Annotated in this window: 12 protein-coding genes and 2 pseudogenes; 5 read left to right on the forward strand and 9 right to left on the reverse strand. The window is 61.5% G+C overall.

Going from position 1 to position 16,945, the window contains the following annotated elements:
• Window positions 1–192 precede the first annotated feature (192 nt).
• The 8 genes from purU to K5Q02_RS02935 form a co-directional block, all read right to left on the reverse strand.
• On the reverse strand, window positions 193–1,050 hold the full coding sequence (gene purU / locus K5Q02_RS02900) for a formyltetrahydrofolate deformylase (RefSeq protein ID WP_225836198.1): 858 nt from the start codon (window positions 1,048–1,050) through the stop codon (window positions 193–195).
• Between the two features lie 218 nt (window positions 1,051–1,268).
• Entirely contained in the window at window positions 1,269–1,898 is a 630-nt protein-coding gene (locus K5Q02_RS02905; protein ID WP_225836200.1) for a sarcosine oxidase subunit gamma, read from the reverse strand.
• The gene (locus K5Q02_RS02910) at window positions 1,891–4,908 is read right to left on the reverse strand and encodes a sarcosine oxidase subunit alpha (RefSeq protein ID WP_225836202.1); all 3,018 of its coding nucleotides are present in this window, start codon (window positions 4,906–4,908) and stop codon (window positions 1,891–1,893) included. Before K5Q02_RS02910 ends, K5Q02_RS02905 begins: the two co-directional genes overlap by 8 nt.
• The gene (locus K5Q02_RS02915; RefSeq protein ID WP_225836204.1) at window positions 4,905–5,231 is read right to left on the reverse strand and encodes a sarcosine oxidase subunit delta; all 327 of its coding nucleotides are present in this window, start codon (window positions 5,229–5,231) and stop codon (window positions 4,905–4,907) included. The genes K5Q02_RS02910 and K5Q02_RS02915 overlap by 4 nt, the downstream gene beginning before the upstream one ends.
• 55 nt (window positions 5,232–5,286) lie before the next feature.
• On the reverse strand, window positions 5,287–6,537 hold the full coding sequence (locus tag K5Q02_RS02920; RefSeq protein WP_042553863.1) for a sarcosine oxidase subunit beta family protein: 1,251 nt from the start codon (window positions 6,535–6,537) through the stop codon (window positions 5,287–5,289).
• A gap of 98 nt (window positions 6,538–6,635) precedes the next feature.
• Complete coding sequence (gene glyA / locus K5Q02_RS02925; protein ID WP_225836206.1) at window positions 6,636–7,889, reverse strand: serine hydroxymethyltransferase; 1,254 nt, start codon at window positions 7,887–7,889, stop codon at window positions 6,636–6,638.
• Between the two features lie 168 nt (window positions 7,890–8,057).
• Window positions 8,058–8,795, reverse strand: a complete 738-nt coding sequence (locus tag K5Q02_RS02930) for a TraX family protein (protein WP_225836208.1) — start codon at window positions 8,793–8,795, stop codon at window positions 8,058–8,060.
• Between the two features lie 107 nt (window positions 8,796–8,902).
• Window positions 8,903–9,202, reverse strand: a complete 300-nt coding sequence (locus K5Q02_RS02935) for a hypothetical protein (RefSeq protein ID WP_225836209.1) — start codon at window positions 9,200–9,202, stop codon at window positions 8,903–8,905.
• 190 nt (window positions 9,203–9,392) lie between these two features.
• Here K5Q02_RS02935 and K5Q02_RS02940 point away from each other — a divergent pair, with 190 nt between their 5' ends.
• The 4 genes and pseudogenes from K5Q02_RS02940 to K5Q02_RS02955 form a co-directional block, all read left to right on the forward strand.
• On the forward strand, window positions 9,393–10,433 hold the full coding sequence (locus K5Q02_RS02940; protein WP_225836211.1) for a threonine aldolase family protein: 1,041 nt from the start codon (window positions 9,393–9,395) through the stop codon (window positions 10,431–10,433).
• Window positions 10,434–10,711: 278 nt separating this feature from the next.
• Window positions 10,712–10,807 (forward strand): annotated as a pseudogene (locus K5Q02_RS24295) (PAAR domain-containing protein); the annotation flags it as partial.
• A gap of 66 nt (window positions 10,808–10,873) precedes the next feature.
• Window positions 10,874–11,860, forward strand: a complete 987-nt coding sequence (locus tag K5Q02_RS02950) for a PAAR domain-containing protein (protein ID WP_225839955.1) — start codon at window positions 10,874–10,876, stop codon at window positions 11,858–11,860.
• Window positions 11,861–12,473: 613 nt separating this feature from the next.
• Window positions 12,474–12,587, forward strand: a pseudogene (locus K5Q02_RS02955) (threonine aldolase); the annotation flags it as partial.
• A 1,284-nt stretch (window positions 12,588–13,871) separates the two neighbouring features.
• Here K5Q02_RS02955 and gbcB read toward each other — a convergent pair.
• Window positions 13,872–14,972 carry a glycine-betaine demethylase subunit GbcB gene (gbcB, locus tag K5Q02_RS02960; RefSeq protein WP_225836213.1) on the reverse strand — a complete coding sequence of 367 codons (1,101 nt, stop codon included), beginning with the start codon at window positions 14,970–14,972 and terminating at the stop codon, window positions 13,872–13,874.
• A 355-nt stretch (window positions 14,973–15,327) separates the two neighbouring features.
• On the opposite strand from gbcB, the gene gbcA reads away from it, so the two are divergent.
• Entirely contained in the window at window positions 15,328–16,620 is a 1,293-nt protein-coding gene (gene gbcA, locus K5Q02_RS02965) for a glycine-betaine demethylase subunit GbcA (protein WP_225836215.1), read from the forward strand.
• The last annotated feature ends 325 nt before the right edge of the window (window positions 16,621–16,945 follow it).

Raw genomic sequence — 16,945 nt, forward strand, 5'->3', positions numbered from 1 at the left:
GGATACAAGGCACGTAGGCCCTGCAATGGAGTATTGAAGCGTCTGTCTCGGCACCCGCCGGTAAGGGCAGGACGGCTACCGAGTGGTCGCGCCGACTGGTGGCGCAAACGGTCTAGGCAGACTAGCGAGCGCTTGGCGCTGCCATGGGGACAAAACCGACAGCGAGCGTTCTGTGCGCGGCACCCGTGCCAGTCAGAGCACGACGGTGCGGTTGGCGTTGAGGAACACGCGTCGCTCGAGGAAATAACTGACGGCACGAGCCAGGGTCAGGCATTCGATATCCCGGCCTTTTGCCACCAGATCCTCGGGGTAGTGCGCATGATCGACGCTTTCCACCCCCTGGGTGATGATCGGCCCCTCGTCGAGATCGTTGTTGATGAAGTGCGCGGTGGCGCCGACCAGCTTCACGCCCTTCTGATACGCCTGGTGATAGGGCTTGGCGCCCTTGAAACCGGGCAGCAGCGAGTGATGGATGTTGATCGCCCGGCCATCGAGCTTGCGGCACAGCTCGGCGGACAACACCTGCATATAGCGGGCGAGCACCACCAGTTCGGCGCCGGTGTCCTCGACCACCTGCATCACCCTGCGCTCCTGCGCCGGCTTGTCGTTGGGGTCGAGGGCAAAGTGGTAATAGGGGATGCCGTGCCAGTCGGCCAGCGGCTTGAGATCCGGGTGATTGGAGACGATGGCGGTGATATCCATCGGCAACTGGCCGGTGCGCTGGCGGTAGAGTAAGTCGTTGAGGCAATGATCAGCCTTGGAGACCATGATCACCACCTTGGCGCGGTAACCCGGCGGCGTCAGTTCTGTGCGCATCTCGAAGGGCGCGGTGCGCTCATCAAGGCCGGCGAGAAACGCCGCTTCGTCGAAACCGGCCTGGGCGCGGAATTCGACGCGGATGAAGAAGCGGCTGGCCAGCCGATCATCGAAACTGTGGTGCTCGGTGACGTAGCAGCCCTGCTCGAACAGGTAGCGAGTAACCACATCCACGGTACCCAGCAGGCTCGGGCAATGGGCGGTGAGAATCCAGGTATCGGGGGTGCGGCTCATGAAAGCGATTCCTTGTGGTGATCGCTCCCATGCGCCGGCCGGCAGTGCACGATGTGGAGCGTCATTGGCTGCGTCCATACGCAGCCTTTGGGAGTGGTAAAGCAAAGCAGGAGCGGCGGTCTGTGGGAACGGGCCATGCCCGTGACTTTTCGCGGGCATGGACTAGGCGTCCCCGCCCTCTCCCACAGTTAGTCACTGCTTTTATCCTGCTCGCGGTCTCAGGCCTCCACAGCCAACCCGTACTCGGCGCTGGCATCCTGCAGCCACAGCCAGAAGTAGTCGGAGAAGCTGCGGCGGATCAGCAGCTCCCAGGTCTCCTCGCCGGTGCGGCGAATCACCAGTTGGGACTTGGCGAACACCGTGCCTACCGCCTTGCCCACCGGAAAGTTTTTCGGGTGAACGTCGTAGCTGCTGGACTTCATCAGCAGCTCGCGCACCTTGGGCCCGCGCAGCTCCAGCAGGGTCTGCCCTCCGCTGACGTTGACCACCGAAATATGCTGACCATCCAGCGTCTCGCGCAGCGTGCGCTCGACCTCGAACTCGCTGCCGCCTGGCACGATCAGCAGCCATTCGTCCGGGCCCAGCCACTGCAGAGAGGTATCGCCGTTGGCCACTAAGGTCAGTGCGCCCGGCAGCTCGAGGCCGAGGGCCTTGTGTACACCGCCAGCAAAATTGGCATCGTCGGCGTCGCCACGCAGGACCAGATGGCCCAGCAGGCTCTTCTCACGCAGGGTGACGCCAGCGCCCTGGCGGCCCTTGCCGGCCAATTCGTGCAACCCGGCATGGTGCAGGGACGACTGCCCGGCGATGTCGGCAGGGCGTTGCTGATAAAGATTGGCGTTAGACATTCTGGCGATCCCCTTTCGGGTCATAGAACACGGAGCTGACGATTTCGGCTTCGATCACGCTGCCATCGACCAGCGGCGCGAAGACGCGCTCGCCGATGCGCTTGAGGCCGCCCCTGACCAGGGCCATGGCGAAGGAATGGCCCATCGCGGCGCTCATGTAGCTGGAAGTGACGTGACCAACCATGGTCATCGGAATCTGCTGCTTGGGGTCGAAGACCAGTTGCGCGCCTTCTGGCAGTACCTTGTTCGGATCCACCGGCTTGAGGCCGACCAGTTGCTTGCGGCCTTCCTTGAGGGTGTCTTCGCGATTCATACCGCGCCAGCCGATCCAGGAGAACGGCTTGGTACGCCCGACGCACCAGCCCATGTTCAGGTCGTCCGGGGTGACCGAGCCATCGGTGTCCTGACCGACGATGATGAAGCCCTTCTCGGCACGCAGCACGTGCATGGTCTCGGTGCCGTATGGGGTCAGGCCGTGCTTCTGGCCGGCGGCGATGATCTTCTCCCACACGCCCAGGGCATAGTTGGCCTGGACGTTGACTTCGTAGCTCAGCTCACCGGTGAAGGAAATTCGGAAGACCCGCGCCGGCACGCCGCCGACAGTGCCTTCCTTCCAGGTCATGAACGGGAAGGCGTCCTTGTCCAGGTCGATGTCGGTAACTTCGGCCAGCAGCTTGCGGCTGTTGGGGCCGGACAAGGTCATGGTCGCCCAGTGGTCGGTCACTGAAGAGAAGTACACCTTCAGCTCCGGCCATTCGGTCTGGTGGTAGATCTCCAGCCACTCCATCACGCGGGCAGCGCCGCCAGTGGTGGTGGTCATGACGAAATGGTTGTCGGCCAGACAGGCCGTTACGCCGTCGTCGAAGACCATGCCGTCTTCCTTGCACATCAGGCCGTAGCGGGCCTTGCCCACGTCCAGCTTGGTCCAGGCGTTGGTGTAGACGCGGTTGAGAAACTCGCGAGCATCCGGGCCCTGAATGTCGATCTTGCCCAGGGTCGAGGCGTCGAGAATGCCCACCGCATTACGCACGGCCAGGCACTCGCGGGCCACCGCGGCGTGCAGGTCTTCATCTTTTTTCGGGAAGTACCAGGGGCGCTTCCACTGGCCGACGTCCTCGAACTCGGCGCCATTTTCCAGGTGCCACTTCTGGATGGCTGTGTAGCGCTTGGGCTCGAACAGATCGCCGCAATGACGACCGGCGATGGCGCCGAAGGTCACCGGGGTGTAGTTCGGGCGGAACATGGTGGTGCCCATTTCGGCGATGCTGATGCCCAGCGAACGGGCGGCAATGGCCAGACCGTTGATGTTGCCCAGCTTGCCCTGATCGGTACCGAAGCCCAGCGCGGTGTAGCGTTTGACGTGCTCGACCGACTCGAAGCCCTCACGGGTGGCCAGCTCGATACCGGCGGCGGTGACATCGTTCTGCTGATCGACGAACTGCTTGGGCGCACGTGCGGTGTTTTTGTCGTGCGGCACCTGGAACAGTGCAATCGACGCTTCCTCGATGCGCTTCTCGGCTTTCGGCAGCGTACCGCTCACGGGCTGGAAGCCCACTTCCGCGGCCGCTTTGGCACCGGCTTCGAAACCATCGGCGAGGCTGTCGCCCATGCCGAACACACCGTTCACGGCACCAGCGCAATGACGCTTCTGGAAACCGTCACCCGGCACGAAAGCGAGGATGTCTTCACGCCAGACCGGACGACCGCCAAGGTGCGACGCCAGGTGCACCACCGGGCTGTAGCCGCCGGAGCTGACGATCAGGTCGCAGTCGAGAGTCTCGCCCGGGCTGGTGACCTTGTGCCTGGCAGCGTCGATGGCGCAGATGCGCGCACCGGTGACACGCTTGCTGCCACGCGCCTCGACCACACCGCTGCTGGTGAGCACGCGCACGCCACGTCGCCGCGCTTCCTCGACCCAGCTGCCGCGCGGGTTGCTGCGGGCGTCCGCCACGGCCACCACCTGGCGACCGGCGTCGAGCCAGTCGAGCACCACGCGGTAGGCGTAATCGTTGTTGGTCGACAGCACCAGCTTCTGTCCGGGCGCCACGCCATAGCGGCGCACGTAGGTCGACACGGCATCGGCCAGCATGTTGCCGGGCACGTCGTTGTTGGCATACACCAGCGGGCGCTCGTGGGCGCCGGTGGCCAGCACCACGCGACCGGCACGCACACGATGCAGGCGCTGGCGCGGTTGGCCCATTGCCGCGACTTCACCGAGGTGGTCGGTGAGGCGCTGGTGGATGGTGAGGAAGTTGTGGTCGTGGTAGCCGTTGACCGTGGCACGCGCCAGCAGGGTCACTTCCGGCATGGCCTGCAGCTCGGCGATGGCCTTGGCGGCCCACTCGGCAGCTGGCATGTCGTCGAGCATCTCGCGGGTAGAGAGCAGGCTGCCGCCGAGCTCTTCCTGTTCATCGGCGAGAATGACCCGGGCGCCACTGCGGCCGGCGGCCAGGGCTGCAGCCAGCCCGGCAGGGCCGGCACCGACCACCAGCACGTCGCAGTGCTGGTTCAGGTAGTCATAGATATCCGGGTCGTTTTCTTTCGGCGCGCGACCGAGACCGGCGGCCTTGCGGATGTACTTCTCGTACGTCAGCCAGAGGTTCTGCGGGTACATGAAGGTCTTGTAGTAGAAGCCGGGCGGCATCATGCCGCCGCCGACCTTGCCGAGAATCCCCATCAGGTCGGTGTTGACGCTCGGCCAGCCGTTGGTGCTGGTGGCCGTCAGGTTCGCGTACAGCGCCTGCTGGGTTGCCCGCACGTTGGGGATCTGCGCCGCTTCGGCGGAACCGATCTGCAGCACGGCATTGGGCTCCTCGGCGCCGGCGGCAACGATGCCGCGCGGGCGGGAGTACTTGAAGCTGCGGCCGACCACGTCGACGCCGTTGGCCAGCAGCGCGGCGGCCAGGGTGTCGCCGGCATAACCCTGGTAGGTCTGGCCGTTGAAGCTGAAGGTCAGCGGCTGGCTGCGATCGATGCGGCCACCCTGGGAAAGACGATTGACCTGGCTCATGCCGTTACTCCTTGGTCGACGGCCTTCTTCTCGGCGAGCGAAGCCTCAGTGACGCTGGGGCGCTCGCCGATCTTGTAGGTTTCGAGAATCTCGTAGCTCACCGTGTGGCGGGTGACGTTGAAGTACTGACGGCAGCCTGCTGCGTGAATCCACAGCTCGTGGTGGATGCCACGCGGGTTGTCGCGGAAGAACAGGTACTCGCCCCACTGCGCATCGGTGCAGGCGTTCGGATCCACCGGGCGGGGAATGTGCGCCTGGCCGCCAGCGTGGAATTCTTCTTCGGAACGCAGTTCGCCACAGTGAGGGCAGAAGATGTGCAACATGTTCGGTACCTCCAGAAAACCATCGTCCCTCTCTCAGCGAGAGAGGGCGCCAAAATCAATGCGCCACACCGGCTGCGCCGTGCTCGTCGATCAGCGCACCATTGTGGAAGCGCTCAATGGAGAAGGCCTTGGCCAGCGGATGCATCTCGCCCTTGGCCAGGCTGGCCGCGAACACGTTGCCCGAGCCTGGCGTGGCCTTGAAGCCACCGGTGCCCCAGCCGCAGTTGAAGAACAGGTTCTTCACCGGGGTCTTGGCGATGATCGGGCAGGCGTCCGGCGTGGTGTCGACGATGCCGCCCCACTGACGGTTCATGCGCACGCGCGAGAGCACCGGGAACATCTCGACGATGGCCTGCAGGGTGTGTTCTATGGTCGGATAGGAACCGCGCTGGCCGTAACCGTTGTAGCCGTCAATCCCGGCGCCGATGACCAGGTCGCCCTTGTCCGACTGGCTGATGTAACCGTGTACGGCGTTGGACATGATCACCGTGTCGATGATGGGTTTGATCGGCTCGGAGACCAGCGCCTGCAGCGGGTGCGATTCCAGCGGCAGGCGGAAGCCGGCGAGCTTGGCCAGGTGACCGGAGTTACCGGCGGCGACCACGCCGACGCGCTTGGCGCCGATGAAGCCCTTGCTGGTTTCCACGCCGATTACCGCGCCGTCCTGCTTGCGGAAGCCGATGACTTCCGTCTGCTGGATCAGGTCGACGCCCAGGGCGTCGGCGGCGCGGGCGAAACCCCAGGCCACGGCGTCGTGACGGGCAACGCCACCACGGCGCTGCAGAGAGGCACCGAGCACCGGGTAACGGGTGTTCTTCGAGCAATCGAGGTAGGGAATCATCTCCGCCACCTGCTTGGCATCGACCACCTCGCCATCGATCCCATTGAGACGGTTGGCGCTGACGCGGCGCTCGATGTCACGCATGTCCTGCAGCGTATGACCGAGGTTGAACACACCACGCTGGGAGAACATGACGTTGTAGTTCAGGTCTTGCGATAGACCTTCCCACAACTTCATCGCGTGCTCGTAGAGGTGCGCGGACTCGTCCCACAGGTAGTTGGAACGCACGATGGTGGTGTTACGTGCGGTGTTGCCACCGCCCAACCAGCCCTTCTCGACCACGGCGACGTTCTTCACGCCGAACTCCTTGGCCAGGTAGTAGGCGGTAGCCAGGCCATGCCCGCCACCGCCGACGATGATCACGTCATACACCGGTTTGGGAGTCGGGTTGCGCCACATGCGTTGCCAGTTTTCGTGGTGACTGAAGGAATGCTTGAACAGGCCGAAGCCGGAATAGCGCTGCATGGGGGACTCCTGAATTCTGTTCCAACGTAGGAGCCGGCTCGCTGGCGACCGGTAAGACCGATCGCCGCCAAGCCGGCTGCCACGACAACGACGATGCGTTAGCGATACACCGGGTAATCGGCACACAGCCCGGCAGCCAGGCCGGCCACCTGAGCCTCCACATCGGCATCGCCGAGGTGCTCGAGGATGTCGCTTATCCAGCCAGCCAGTTCACGGCACTGAGCTTCCTTGAAGCCGCGGGTGGTGACCGCTGGCGTACCGATACGCAGGCCGGAAGTCACGAACGGTGACTGCGGATCGTTGGGTACGGCGTTCTTGTTCACCGTGATGCCGGCGCGACCGAGGGCTGCGTCGGCATCCTTGCCGGTGATGCCCTGCTTGATCAGCGAGAGCAGGAAGAGGTGGTTGTCGGTGCCACCGGAGACCACATCGAAACCGCGCTCGATGAACACCTCGGCCATGGCCTGGGCGTTCTTGATGACCTGCGCCTGGTAATCCTTGAAGCCAGGCTCGAGCGCTTCCTTGAAGCACACCGCCTTGCCGGCGATCACATGCATCAGCGGGCCGCCCTGGGCACCGGGGAATACCGCAGCGTTGAGTTTCTTCTCGATCTCTTCGTTGGCCTTGGCGAGGATCAGGCCGCCACGGGGCCCGCGCAGGGTCTTGTGGGTAGTGGTGGTCACCACGTCCGCGAGGGGAATCGGGTTCGGATACAGACCAGCCGCAACGAGACCGGCAACGTGGGCCATGTCGACGAACAGGTAGGCGCCGACCTTGTCGGCGATGGCGCGAAAACGCGGGAAATCCAGGGTCTTGGAGTAAGCGGAGAAGCCAGCTACGACCATCTTCGGCTTGTGCTCGAGGGCCAGGCGCTCGACCTCGTCGTAGTCGATCAGCCCGGTGTCGGTATCGATGCCGTACTGCACGGCGTTGTACAGCTTGCCGGACGAGCTGACCTTGGCCCCGTGGGTCAGGTGGCCGCCGTGGGCCAGGCTCATGCCGAGAATGGTGTCGCCGGGCTGCAACAGTGCCAGGTAAACGGCGGAGTTGGCGGAAGAACCGGAGTGCGGCTGCACGTTGGCGTAGTCGGCGCCGAACAGCTGCTTGGCGCGCTCGATGGCCAGCGCCTCGACCTTGTCCACATGCTCGCAACCGCCGTAATAGCGCTTGCCCGGATAGCCTTCGGCGTACTTGTTGGTCAGCCCGCTGCCCTGCGCCTCCATCACCCGCTTGCTGGTGTAGTTTTCCGAGGCGATCAGTTCGATGTGATGTTCCTGACGACGCTCCTCGGCATTCATCGCGCTGAGCAGTGCGTCATCGTAGCCCTGGATCTGATCTTGCTTGCTGAACATCACGTATCTCCCCGAAGCGCCTGGAGGCGCCGCATCTGGCTCGGTTGCTCGATATGAGTCTTGTTGCAGCGATGGTATGACTCGCCCTCGAGAACCAGATGCCTATGCACGCCACGGGAGATTGCGTTTGCGACATGACCGAGTGTCGCAATTGCACATGCCGCAAACTCAGATGAAGCGCAGTGCGACCAGCGCGAGAAAGTGCCCGGGATAGAACAGATAGGCCCAGCGTCGTACCGGCGGTACCGGGAATGGCGGACGGGTGCGCAACAGCAGCAGGCCGAGCAGCGGGGCGAACAGGCAGATGGCGAGCACGCTCCAGGCGAACGGGTCGCCCCGAGCGGCGTCGCGATAGAAAGGCGCCCAATAGTTGGCCGCCAGGCAGCACAACATCGGCAGCAGCCAAGCGCCATAAGGCTTGCGCAGCGCCAGCAGGAACGCCGCCGGCAAGACCGCGCCGAAAGCGCCGAACATCAGCCACTCATGGCCGAACGCAGCGATAAAAAGCGCAGCCCCACCCAACCAGCAGGCCTGGGGCTGCGGGCGCTGCACAGCGTTGGCGATGAGCAGGCCGAGCACCAGGGTCGGCAGCACGTTGAGCGATTCCGCCGTGGGCACCAGCAGCCGATAAGGCCACTCGGAGAGCAGCGAGAACAGTAGCAACCAGCCGAGATAACTCAGCGAGACAGCACTGGAATCGCCCACTCTCGGCCGTGCGACGTTGGCGGCGATGGCCAGACAGAACAGCGGAAAGGCCAGGCGGCCAGGTACGTAGAGGAAATACAGGGAGGGCCAGACATGGCGCAGGTGATCGATCAGCATGGTCAGCAGCGCCAGCCATTTGATCAGATCAAGGGCCGCGTCACGGCCGAAAGGCATTGGCTGAGCAAGTGGTGCTGGAGGCATGTGCACGCGTCACGCTGGGAGATGAGGCTGCACGGTAGAGGCTGTGGCTGCCTCGACGCAAATCAGAAGGCGGCGCAGGGCTGAACCCTGTGCCGCCAGTTCGAGGCTTACTGCAGTTTGGCGTTGCAGCTGCTCGAGGCCGTGACCAGGCGCTGCTGCAGCGCGGCATCCGGCGGAACCTGCTTGCTCATCTCGGCCATTTCGGCCTCACTGAACTCTTCGCTGACCTTGGTCGCGGCGCAATCGCAGAACGCAGTGAGTTGTTCCTGAGAGTGGCCGGACTGAGCGCCTTTCACGCATTCCTGCACGAAGGTCGACTTGGCTTCAGGGGACCAGGGTTCAGCTGCCACGGCCGGGAGGGCGAAGGCGAGCGGTGCGAGAAGTGCGATCAGATGACGGTAGCTCATGGTGGGCTCCTGTAGCGTGGAATCGGTGAGTCTTTGATTACGACTCTCTGCTTTGTGAGCCCACAGACCGCCGTGAGTTCAGAATGATTGCCCTGAACAATATGTCGCGCCAGCGAGTTCTAAGCCTGGGCAAGGCGGGCTAAAGTAGCGGCATACGCCCGGTTGGGGCGCAGCAGACAAGGATTTTCCAATGCCCGACAATTCCCAGCAATTCGCCAGCGACAACTACTCGGGCATCTGCCCCGAGGCCTGGGAAGCCATGGCAGAAGCCAATCAAGGCCACCAGCGCGCCTACGGTGACGACGAATGGACGGCCCGCGCCGCCGACCACTTCCGCAGCCTGTTCGAAACCGACTGCGACGTGTTCTTCGCCTTCAACGGCACCGCCGCCAACTCCCTGGCCCTCTCCGCGCTGTGCCAGAGCTACCACAGCGTGATCTGCTCAGAGACCGCCCACGTCGAGACCGACGAATGCGGCGCGCCGGAATTCTTCTCCAACGGCTCCAAGCTGCTCACCGCCCACACCGAGCAGGGCAAGCTGACGCCCGCGTCGATCCGCGAGATAGCCCTAAAACGCAAGGACATCCACTACCCCAAACCCCGCGTAGTGACCCTGACCCAGGCCACCGAAGTCGGTACCGTTTACAGCCCCGCAGAAATCCAGGCGATCAGCCAGACCTGCGAGGAGCTCGGCCTGCACCTGCACATGGACGGCGCGCGCTTCTCCAACGCCTGCGCCTTCCTCGGCTGCAGCCCGGCGGAGCTGACCTGGAAAGCCGGTGTCGACGTACTCTGCTTCGGCGGCACCAAGAACGGCATGGCAGTCGGCGAAGCGATCCTGTTCTTCAACCGCGAGCTGGCCGAAGACTTCGACTACCGCTGCAAGCAGGCCGGGCAACTGGCCTCGAAGATGCGCTACCTGTCGGCGCCCTGGGTCGGCATCCTGCAGAACGACGCCTGGCTGCGCTACGCCAACCACGCCAATCACTGCGCACAACTGCTCGCCAGGCTGGTGGAAGACGTGCCCGGTGTCAGCCTGATGTTCCCGGTGGAAGCCAACGGCGTGTTCCTGCAGATGTCCGAACCCGCCATTGCCGCCCTGACCGACCGTGGCTGGCGCTTCTACACCTTCATCGGCGCCGGTGGCGCACGTTTCATGTGTTCCTGGGACACCGAAGAAGCCCGCGTCCGCCAGTTGGCAGCGGATATCCGCGAAGTGATGAGCGCCTAAGTCCATTGCTCCGGCCGGCCACGGCAGGGCGTACTGCGCCCTGCCAGTCCAGACAAGCGAATCGCCCTCCATAACGCTGCACAGATGCATAGCAAGCAGCTTAAAACCGAAATAGCCACACGCTAGATTGCCCGCTGCGCCCCTGCTTCGGTGAAAAACGACACACGTCATGGAATAAGAACGGTAGTTTGGGCAACATTCACTACGTTCTAGACACCAAGTAAGCGGGCCACTGGAGCCAACCAGGCCTGCCTGATCCTATTGCAGGAAGCAAATACATGTCCAAGCCCGCAGCTCGCCAAAGCGATCAAGACTCCTGTCCACTCCCGGGACACGCCGTTAACCCTACCGTTACCGGCTCCCCCGACGTTCTGATCAACGGCCTACCGGCTTTGCGCGTAGGCGATAGAAGTACTTGCGGCGACACTGTAGCCGAAGGCATGAGCACTATTCTGGTCAACGGATTACCCATCGCTTTTCTCGGCAGCTCGACCAGCCATGGCGGCACAATTATTACGGGATCTGGAGATGTACTGGTTGGTAATCAGCACGTCCCTGCCCCCTTTACTCCCCCTATCCCCCTGCCTGGAGTCTTTAGCTGCCAGTTGCAACTCTCTGCCTCTAATGGCCAACCCTATTCATGCCTACCTTATAGGGTGACCCTAGAAGATGGTTCGATTCAGAAAGGGATTACCGATACATCTGGCACGACCCAAACGATACGAACACTCACGCAAATGGCCATAGCCAGTGTGCACCTGCTGCCACCGGCACTCACTACGAACTGCTGCGATCGGCATGCCCCCACCCAATCGAATGGATTATCAATTCCTCTACATGGCGTGCAAACCGCAGCAAGTGCAGAAGCGAAAGTACCGCCTTTATCAGTGAGCAAAAGCGACAATTTTCGGGTGCTGACCAGTGGCGAGCTAGCCATGGCGCAAAGCCTGTTCAAAGACTCGGTCGATTACACCAAGATCAAGATCCACAGTGAGGAATACCTACCTTTCGGGCTACAGCCAGACAATACTGCGATGACCCCGAATGGCGAGATGTATTTCAACCCCGACTACTATAAAGACGACTTCTCCCTTCTTCCTCATGACCGACATTGGTTCATGCACGAGATGGTGCATGTATGGCAGTACCAACTGGGGTATTGGGTGAAACTACATGGTCTTCTGCTGCACCCTGGCAAACTTTGGGGGCTTCTGGGTGACCCTTATCAGTACGAACTGAAGCCGGGCGATAAACTGCAAGATTTCAATATGGAACAGCAAGGCGATGTCATCGCCGATTACTATTGCTGGTCGACCGGTAACTCCACGAGGAGCGCCAGCGGTCGCCGAGTAACCAGCATAGATATTTACAAGAGAGTCCTTAGCGATTTCCTGAGCAATCCAAATGACCGCAAATTGCTACCGTAGCGCTCTACTCTCCGTACTGGTCTTCGGCTTTCTATGTGACGTGCATGCAATGTCTCGACACCACGATGGTGACGCGCGCGCATGGATACGCAATGGCGCGTTATGCATAGGTGCCGACGAAACCTATGAGGTGCCTGGTTTCTTTTCCCGCAAGGCTCGCCTCGATGAAAATCATGTAGTGCTGTATGCGGTTCAAGTCAATCGTCCGTCGGCTCAAGTGTGGGAAGCCAGTACACCACCCGGTGCCACAAGTTCTACCTTACGACTACGATCGGACACCTGCATCGAATATGGCCAACCTGTTGTTTCCTTAGAAAACCAGGTGCCACCTCAAGCGCTCAAGCCAGACATTTACGAAGTTTTTCTACAGGCCGGCGACCAGAAGCATCGAAGAGCGTGGTTCTACAAGCGCTTCTGTTTGATCGGTGAGGCTGGCAACTGGTCTGTTAGAGACACTGAACGAATAGAGGGCACACATGAGTGGCGCTGCAAGCCCTTGCCCACACCATAACTGCGGTCAACTCGTGCCTCCCCCAAGATCCCTCAAGGGGCGACGCCCCGGCCTTGCGCCGGATATCTACGTTGACCGCGAAGCTATTTGAGCGGCGGCTAGCGCACCTACACCTTAACCGGTGCCGGTGGCGCACGCTTCATGTGCTCCTGGGACACCGAAGAAGCCCGCGTCCGCCAGTTGGCAGCGGATATCCGCGAGGTCATGGCCGGCTGAGCGCACGCCCTGAAGACAAGCAAATAAGGTGGATCGCGGCGCTCGCCTGATCCACCTACCCTTCTCGCAAACCTCCAACCTTTGGCAGACTCTGTGGATAAAAGCCACGGCTGGCCGGTGCGCGGGCATCAGCACAGCAACGCTGCAGTTTTGCGAGGGACAACATCCTTGGTGGCACAGCGTCTACTGACAAGCGACCATTTCAGGCGGCTGGGGATAATCACTGACACCATCCCCAGATCACGTGGACGATGCTGTGGATAAGCTGTCGGCAACGGGCTGCAGGGCAGGCACTTCGGCGCCTCTGGCGATTCGTACAAAAAACGTTCTATTTCAATAAGTTGCCTTACGGGTTACGCACATTCACTGTGCAGCACCCCTTTCACAAGCTGTGGATATATAGCTGCAACCCATATACCACGGGCCTCGTAGCGACTTGATTGTTATTTGATCAGTCAACCCAGTGATCGATTCATCCACAGCACCTCGGTAGCGTTGCTGGCGCCTTGTGGACAGCCGTCCCCATAATCCGTGGATGATGACGGGGATAAACTGTAGGTAAACCGCTACATCCCTCGCCAACAGAGGGCTGCTGGGATTCGATTGAAAAACGTTCGATTTCAACAAGTTGGAGAGTTATCTACACACAGAAGCTGTGCGCTTACCTGTGCATAAAGTGTTCAGACCAGGCTACACGCCAATGGGAATGGCACTTGGGGCGGACTGATCACTTTCTGATCACCAGTCGAACCCCCAGCGCCAAGGCCGTCGAGAAACCTCGATAGGCATTAGAGCTGTGTACAGGTGAATAAACCTACTAAGCCTTTTCCCCCAAAGTCCGTGGATCAAACTGTGAATAACCTGTCGCCACTCCGCTAGAGGCCGGTATCCACGGCGCTTGCAGGCAAGCGATCAAAAAACGAACGATTTCATGAGGTTGATAAGTCCACCAAGGCCGCTGCAAACCTGAGCAAGGCCGCAGATTCCCCACAATAGCTGTGCATACAGCTGTGGATAACCTGTCCAGCGATGCTCAAATGTCAATGCCTGCGAAGCCTGTCGGATAGTGGTGCATTTTCGATCACTTCCCGCGTCGCCGCGCCAAATGAGGACTGCCAGTTGATATCGCAGGTGATCAACCGAGGATAGTGCAATGATCAACAACGAAGCTTGCGCACAATTGCTGTGTGCCCGGCTGTGGATAAGCTGTACGACAATGCCTACAGCCCAGGCGCTGCAGGGCCTAGGCAAAGCTGGCTATTTTCTGATCAGTGACTCGAGCGGTCAGTAATCGATGCTCACGTCGTTACGCGGCACGCTGCAGCAGGACAGGATGTATCCCTCGGCCACGTCCTCGTCGGTGATCCCGCCGTTGTGTTCCATGTCCACATCGCCCGCCGTCTTCAGCACCTTGCAGGTTCCGCAAATCCCCATCCCGCATGCCTTGGGGATATGCAGCCCGAGTTTCGCCGCTGCCGCGTGCACGGTCTCGCCCGGGCCGACCTGAATGCTCTTGCCGGTGCTGGTGAATGCCACCTGGTTGAGGTCGGCGGCTGGCACGTCCGGCGCATCGGCGGCCTGCTCGGCCAGTTCCTTGACCTCCTCGCGCACGTCCGCCGGTACCGGGCCGAAGGCTTCCTCGTGGTAGCGGCTCATGTCGAAGCCCTTGGCCTCGAGCAACCGCTTGACCGCCGCCATGTAAGGCGTCGGCCCGCAGCAGAAGATCTCCCGCTGCAGGTAGTCCGGTGCCATCAGCTGCAACATGGGCTCGTTGAGATAACCGCGATAGCCCGACCAGGCCTCACCAAGGCCATGCTTCTCGCAGATCACGTGCAGATTGAAGTTGTTGATGCGCGCCGCCATGTGCTCCAGCTCACGGTGGTAGATGATGTCCTTGGGTGAGCGCGCGCTGTGCACGAAGACCATGTCGACGTTGGCGTTGGTGTCGTAGAACCAGCGCGCCATCGACATCACCGGGGTGATGCCAACCCCGCCACTGAGAAACAGCACCTTGTCCGCCGGGAAATCGATGGCATTGAACAGCCCGACCGGGCCATGCACCGCCAGCTCCTGGCCTTCGGAAAGGTTGTCGTGCAGCCAGTTGGACACCTTGCCGCCCGGCACCCGCTTGATGGTGATGGAGAAGCTGTAAGGCACCGAGGGCGCGCTGGAAATAGTGTAGGAGCGCATCACCGGCTGGCCTTCGATCTCCAGTTCCAGGGTGACGAACTGGCCCGGCTTGAAGAAGAACAGCACCGGTTGATCGGCCATGAAGCAGAAGGTGCGCACATCCCATGTTTCCTGGATGACCTTGACGCAACGCACCACGTGGCGGCCATTGCTCCAGGTCTGGGTAGTAACGGGATAGAGGAATTCGTTCGACATGGTCGTTTCTCTCGCGCACGCAGGCCGCTCACCGGCCCTGTCTCTGCCGCGATTGTGCGCAACGCACCTGTCGTTCATTTACCTGCCAGCGACATCGGCATGCTAACGGCGACCTGCCCCGTAGACACTGGCCTACCGAGTCGGGAAATGATTCGGCCATGTCGCCCATGGATAAGGTTCACGTTGCGCCCGGCTCCACACTCGCCCCCAGCCGAACAGGATAAGAGCGCCAGCCGCAACCTCTCTGCAAAGCGCCAATCGGCAGGCGATCAGGGGTGCGATGCGCCACCTTGCGTACCACCGCAATAGCCACTTTCACGGCCAGCGCAGCGCGCTCGCCACGAGGAGTTCTCCGATGACCGTCACCTCCACACTGAGCCTTGGCGACCCGCTGGAACCGGCCCGCGCCGCAGCCGCCGACATGCTGCAGAACCGCGAGCGCACCTTTTCCCTGCCGCAGCCGTTCTACAACGACGAGCGCGTGTTTCAGCTCGACATGCAGGAGATCTTCCACAAGGAATGGCTGATCGCCGGCATGACCTGCGAGATCCCTAGCAAGGGCAATTACCTGACCCTGCAGATCGGCAACAACCCGGTTCTCGTCATCCGCGGCGCCGATGGCGTCGTGCATGCCTTTCACAACGTCTGCCGGCATCGCGGCTCGCGCCTGTGCACCAGTGACAAGGGCAAGGTGGCCAAACTGGTCTGCCCCTACCATCAGTGGACGTACGAGCTGGACGGCCGCTTGCTGTTCGCTGGTACCGAAATGGGTGCCGACTTCGACATGAAGCAATTCGGCCTCAAACCGGTGAACTGCAAAACCGCTGGCGGCTACATCTTCATTTCCCTGGCCGAGAACCCGCCGGCGATCGACGAATTCCTCGCCACCCTGGCTCATTACATGGAGCCATACGACATGGAAAACACCAAGGTGGCGGTGCAGACCAACCTGTACGAGAAGGCCAACTGGAAGCTGGTGCTGGAGAACAACCGCGAGTGCTACCACTGCAACGGCTCGCACCCGGAGCTGCTCAACACCTTGCTGGAGTGGGATGACACCAACGACCCGCGTGCCAGTCAGTCATTCAAGGATCACGTCGCCGAATCCGCGGCCAAATGGGAGGCCGAGAAGATCCCCTACCTGCATGCCGGCTTCGGCCTGCGTAACCGCATCGTGCGTATGCCGCTGCTCAAAGGCACCGTGTCCATGACCATGGACGGCAAGCAGGGCAGCAAAAAGCTGATGGGGCGCATCCAGAACCCTGATCTGGGCTCGATGCGCATCCTTCACCTGCCGCACTCGTGGAACCATTGCATGGGCGATCACATCATCGTCTTTACCGTGTGGCCGATCAGCGCCCAGGAAACCATGGTCACCACCAAATGGCTGGTGCACAAAGATGCCGTCGAAGGCGTCGACTACGACGTTGCTCGCCTGCGTGAAGTCTGGGACGCCACCAACGACCAGGATCGCCGCCTGGCCGAAGAGAACCAGCGCGGCATCAACTCCACCGCCTACCAGCCCGGCCCCTACTCGAAAACCTACGAGTTCGGCGTGGTCAACTTCATCGACTGGTACAGCGGCCGCATGCTCAACAACCTCGGCGCGGCTCCGGCGCCCTACCTGCGCGACGTCAACGCGCAGTAAACACAAGGGCTGCAAAAAGGCGGAAGCGGACGGTGGATGCAGAGCTTTCTTCTTTGTAGGAGTGGCTTTAGCCGCGAGCTCTATTGAAGAGCAAAGAGCTCGCGGCTAAAGCCCCTCCCACGAGATCGCGACCGGCTGCTTTCGCCTTTAACCTACCCATGCCCCCCAGGGCCTCTTCCTGCCCGTTCGGTTTATGAACGGAATGTTTCACAGCATTTCACGCCAGTAAGCGAAACAATCGAGGCAGTCCCGGCCATAGGCACACACGCGGCTTTCCCTGCGAAGCAGCCCGGCCACGCGCTTCCATTTTCGCGAGGAAACCACC

The organism is Pseudomonas sp. MM211 (assembly GCF_020386635.1).
Classification (GTDB): domain Bacteria; phylum Pseudomonadota; class Gammaproteobacteria; order Pseudomonadales; family Pseudomonadaceae; genus Aquipseudomonas.